This is a genomic window from Streptomyces sp. URMC 126 (assembly GCF_051386555.1).
In the GTDB taxonomy this organism is placed as follows: Bacteria; Actinomycetota; Actinomycetes; order Streptomycetales; family Streptomycetaceae; genus Streptomyces.
The window spans coordinates 1-5,030 of record NZ_JBPQTX010000427.1; the positions used below are offsets into that span (position 1 = coordinate 1).

Annotated in this window: 3 protein-coding genes; all 3 read right to left on the reverse strand. The window is 74.9% G+C overall.

The genetic code is table 11. The features are described 5' to 3' along the window. Positions 1-382: 382 nt before the first annotated feature. The 3 genes from ACSNOK_RS30645 to ACSNOK_RS30655 all read right to left on the reverse strand — a co-directional run bounded on the left by ACSNOK_RS30645 (position 383) and on the right by ACSNOK_RS30655 (position 5,008). The gene (locus ACSNOK_RS30645) at positions 383-1,144 is read right to left on the reverse strand and encodes a polyprenol monophosphomannose synthase (RefSeq protein ID WP_436784063.1); all 762 of its coding nucleotides are present in this window, start codon (positions 1,142-1,144) and stop codon (positions 383-385) included. After that, entirely contained in the window at positions 1,141-2,856 is a 1,716-nt protein-coding gene (lnt, locus tag ACSNOK_RS30650; protein WP_436784064.1) for an apolipoprotein N-acyltransferase, read from the reverse strand. Before lnt ends, ACSNOK_RS30645 begins: the two co-directional genes overlap by 4 nt. Before the next feature lie 508 nt (positions 2,857-3,364). Next, positions 3,365-5,008 (reverse strand): amidohydrolase, encoded by a 1,644-nt coding sequence (locus tag ACSNOK_RS30655; protein ID WP_436784065.1) that lies wholly within the window; start codon positions 5,006-5,008, stop codon positions 3,365-3,367. Positions 5,009-5,030 lie beyond the last annotated feature (22 nt).

The following is a 5,030-nucleotide window of genomic DNA, read 5'->3' on the forward strand; positions in this document are numbered from 1 at the left end:
GGCCCGGGCCGTGGCATTGCGCCGGCGGCTGCTTGCACTGGGGGTTGCTGCGGGGGCGGGAGTATCTGGATCCGCTGGGGTTGCTGCCGGGGTGGATGGTGCGGCGGGGGCCGTCGCGGTTGTTGCCCCTGTCCCTCCCTTTCGCCGTTTCCCGGGGGCAAGCCCCCGGACCCCCGAAACCGCGCTCGGCGCGGTTGTCCTCAAGCTCCCCCAGAGGGGGTGCCCCCAGACGGGCTGAAGTGCGCGCCCAAGGGCGCACTATCCAGCCCGTCCGGCGCTTGAGGACGAGCGGCGAAGCCGCGACAAGCGGGGTCTGGGGCGGCAGCCCCAGGAATCGGCGAAGGGGCGGGACCGGGGCACACCCCACCGCAGGCGCCGGGCGTCAGCCCCGGCCGAGCGCCTTGCCGACCCGCGAGCCGACGCCCCACGACGTCACCCGCCACAGCGCCTCCGCCACGATGTCGCGACTCATCTTGGAGTCGCCCCGCTCCCGCTCCACGAACGTGATCGGCACCTCCACCACGTGGAAGCCCGCCTTCACCGCCCGCCACGCCAGGTCGACCTGGAAGCAGTAGCCCTGGGACGCCACCTCGTCCATCCCCAGCCCCTCCAGCGTCTCGCGCCGGAAGGCGCGGTAGCCGCCGGTGACGTCCCGCAGCGGGACGTCGAGCATCAGCCGGGAGTAGGTCGAGCCGCCGCGGGAGAGGATCTCGCGGGACTTGGGCCAGTTCACGACCCGCCCGCCGGGCACCCAGCGGGAGCCGAGGGCCAGGTCCGCGCCCTTGAGGGCGGTGAGCAGCCGGGGCAGTTCCTCGGGCTGGTGGGAGCCGTCCGCGTCCATCTCGACCAGGACGCCGTAGCCCTGGTCCAGGCCCCAGCGGAAGCCGGCCAGGTAGGCCGCGCCGAGCCCTTCCTTCCCCTTGCGGTGCAGCACGTGGACGTGGTCGTCGTCCTCCGCCAGCTCGTCCGCGAGCTTGCCGGTGCCGTCGGGGCTGTTGTCGTCGGCGACGAGCACGTGCGCCTCCGGGACGGCGGCCCGCACTCGGCCGACGATGGGCTTGATGTTCTCCGCCTCGTTGTAGGTCGGGATGATCACCAAGGTCGTGCCGAGCGGACCGAATCTCCGCTGACCGCCGTCGTTCACTGCTGGCCCTTCTTGTCCGTCTTGTCCGGGGACTCCACCACTCGTCCCCGACGGCCGGTCAGAAGCGCGGCCGCCCAGGACAGAAGGCCCACCATAGCGAGCGCCCATTCGGGCGCCGCACCCGCACGGTCCGCGAGCGTCCTGCCGTCCCGCAGCGGGATCGAGGTGGTGATGACCTCGCGGGTGAACTCGGGCGCGCGGCGCACCACCGAGCCGTCCGGGCCGACGACCGCGCTGATGCCGCTGGTGGCGGCGGTGACCACGGCCCGGCCGTGCTCGACGGCGCGCAGCCGGCTCATGGCGAGCTGCTGTTCGGGCTGGTCGGAGTGGCCGAAGGTGGCGTTGTTGGTCTGCACGACCAGGGCCCGGGCCCCGGCGTTCACGGTCTCGCGGACGATCTCGTCGTAGGCGACCTCGAAGCAGATGACGTCGCCCAGCCGGGCCGGGCCGACCTTCATGACGCCGGTGTGGTCGCCCGGGTAGAAGTCGCGGGGCACCCGCTGCAGCCGGGTGATGACCTTGCTGAGCTGCTCGCGGAACGGCACGTACTCGCCGAACGGCACCGGGTGCTGCTTGGTGTACGAGGCGCCGGGGCCGGTCTTCGGGTCCCAGACGATGCCCTGGTTGAAGACGTAGCCCGGCTTGGAGGGGTGGTCGACCAGCGCGCCGACGAGCACCGGCACCCCGATCGCCTTGGCGGCCGTGTCGATGCGGTCGTAGGCCTCCTTGACCCGGAACGGGTCGAGGTCGGAGGAGTTCTCGGGCCAGATGACGAGGTCGGGCTTCTTCGCCCGGCCCTCCTTCACGTCCTTCGCCAGTTGCAGGGTGGCGTTGACGTGGTTGTTGAGGATCAGCATCGGGCGGCCGAGGAAGTCCATGCCGGGCTTCTGCACGTCGCCTTGGACGACCGCGATGTCCACGGTGTCGTCGGCTTTCGTCGGGACCGGCACCGCGGCCCCGGCCAGGACGACGGCCCCGGCCAGGGCCGTCGCCTCCACCGCCGGGAGCAGGGCCTTCACCGCGAGCGGGCCGCCGGCGCCGCGCCGGCGCCACACGGTGAGCCCCGCGAAGGCCAGCAGGCCGCCGGCCAGGGCCACCGCGAAGCTCACCAGCGGGGCGCCGCCCAGCGCGGCGAGCGGGGTGAACGGCGAGTGGGTGTTGGCGAAGGCCAGCCGGCCCCAGGGGAAGCCGCCGAACGGCACCCGGTCGCGCGCCCACTCCTGGGCCACCCACAGGCAGGCTCCCCACACCGGCCACCCGCGCAGCCGGGACGTGCGGGCGAGCCCGGCGCCGAGCGCGGCGACGAACAGCGCCTCCGCCACGGACAGGCCCACGACGGCGTCGTACCCCACGACGTCCAGCCAGCGCAGCAGCAGGACGAAGAACGGCAGGGCGAGGACGAAGCCGGTCCACGCGCCCTGGCGGGCGGTACGGCCGTGCGTCATCAGCGTCAGCGCGGCGACCCCGAGCACGGACAGCGGCCATACGTCGTACGGCGGGAAGGCGAAGGCCAGGACCACGCCGGTGACGGCGGCCAGGCCGGTGCGGGCGGCCTCGCGGCGGGCCAGGGCGGCCGGCCGGGCGGCCCGTCCCGGGCGGGGTGCGGCGGGCGCCGGCCCGGCGTCCGGACGGCTCGCCGCCGGGTCGCCGGAGGTCTCGGCGGTGGTGTCGGAACCCGAGGGCACGGTCGCGCCTTCCTGCAGCTCGTTCAAGGGTCACGTGACCGTACCTCGTGGCGGGTACGGCCCGTGTCCAGGGTGCGGGAAAGCGGCGCGGAGGCCGAGAGGCGAAAGGCCCGGCCGCGACACTGGCGGGCGGGCGGGGACGGCGGGTGGGGCTCGGTGTCCTTCGGGCCGGCCGGGGAACCGCTGGCTGCGGGTCGCCCTGGAACCGTTGTCTACTGAACGTCCGGGCCCCACCCGGGTCACACCTGCCGACCCGGCGGAACGTCCCCCGCCCCCGTGCGCTGGACCTGGCTCCCAGTGGCGGGGCGCCCGTGTGGCGCCCCACCCCGTGGCCCAGCGGCGTTCGACGACTGCGTGGAGTTCTCCGGTCGGGCGTCCTGTGGTGGACCCGGCCGAACCTACCTGCCCCGGACCGGACCCTGTCAACAGCGGCTTGACCTGCGTCGTTGTGCCAAATCAGCAGGTCAGTGCGGAGGGGGTGACGCAGTGCGACAGGCCGACCGCACGTCGTTCGGCGGTACGCGCCGCGCGGACGTCACCCGTTCGGCCGGTCCTCGGCGGTGTAGACGGTCCGTCCGGCCACCACCGTGCGGACGCAGCGGGGCAGTTGACCGCCGGGCGTCAGCTCCGGCAGGCCCGGGGTACCGGACCGGGGATCGGTGGACCAGTTGGCGACCCGGGCGTCCGGCACCTGCACCACCAGGTCGCCGGCCTCCCACACCGCGTAGTCGGCGGGCGCCCCCGGCACCAGCACGCCCGCGTCGTCCCGGCCGATCGCGCGCCAGCCGCCGCGGGTGTGCGCGGTGAAGGCCGCGCGGACGGAAATCCGGTGCTCGGGGGTGTGGTGGAAGGCGGCGGCCCGGATCGTGCCCCAGGGGTCGAGCGGGGTCACGGGGCTGTCGGAGCCGAGCGCCAGCGGCACGCCGGCGCGTAGCATCGCCGCGTACGGGTTGAGGGCGCGCGCCCGCTCCCGGCCCAGCCGCGCGGCGTACATGCCCTCGTCCCCGCCCCAGGCGGCGTCGAACGCGGGCTGGACGGAGGCGGTGAGGGCGAACTCCGCGAAGGCGGCGATGTGCTCGGGCGTGAGCATCTCGGCGTGCTCGACCCGGTGCCGGGCGGCGCGGACGCGGTCGAGCCCGACCTTCTCGGCCGCCGCGCGGACGCCGGTGACGACGGTGGTCAGCGCGGCGTCGCCGATGGCGTGGAACCCGGCCTGGACGCCGGCCTCGGTGCAGGCGGCGACGTGCGCGGCGACGGTGTCGGCGTCGAGGTGGGCGGTGCCGGTGGCGCCGGTGGCGGCCGGGAGGTCGGTGTACGGCTCGTGCAGGCAGGCCGTGTGGGAGCCGAGCGAACCGTCCACGAAGAGGTCACCGGCCGCGCCGAGCGCGCCCAGTTCCCTCACCTTCGCGAGCTGGTTCGCGGAGGTGAACGCCTCGGCCCAGTAACCGACGACGCGGGGGCCCGGCTCGTCGGCGGCCAGCCGCAGCAGGCCGGTGAGGTCGTCCTCGCCGGAGATCAGCGGCCCGGCGCACTCGTGGACCGAGCCGATGCCCAGCGACACCGCGCGGGCCAGCGCGGCGCGCTGCGCCTCGGTGCGCTGGGCGGGGGTGACGGCGGCGTGCGCGGTGGTACGCACGGCGTGGTGGGCGTCGTCGGTCAGCGGCCCGTCCGGGGTGAATCCGCGCAGGTCGCTGACGTGCGGGACGAGGTCGAGGAGGGCGGTGGTGACCACCGCGGAGTGCACGTCGACCCGGGTGAGGTAGAGCGGCCGGCCGCCGGTGACGGCGTCCAGCTCCGCCCGGGACGGGGGCCGCCCCTCGGGCCAGCGGGCCGCGTCCCAGCCGTGCCCCAGCAAGATCCGGTCGCCCGGCCGGGCGGCGGCGTACGCCCGCACCCGGTCCAGCGCCTCGCCGAGCGTGGCCGCGCCGGAGAGGTCGAGTCCCGTGAGCGCCAGGCCGGTGGCGGTGGTGTGCACATGCGCGTCCGTGAACGCGGGGGTGACGAGGGCGCCCTGGAGGTCGACGATCTCGTCCACACCGTCGGCGAACGAGTCGGCCGCCCCTTCGGAGCCGACCCAGGCGATGTGGCCGCCTTCGACGACCATGGCGGTGGCGAAGGGGTCGGCGGGGCTGTGCACGTCGCCGTTGCGGAGGAGGGTGGTTCGGGGGCGCTCGCTCATGGGACAAGTGTGGCGTGGTGGC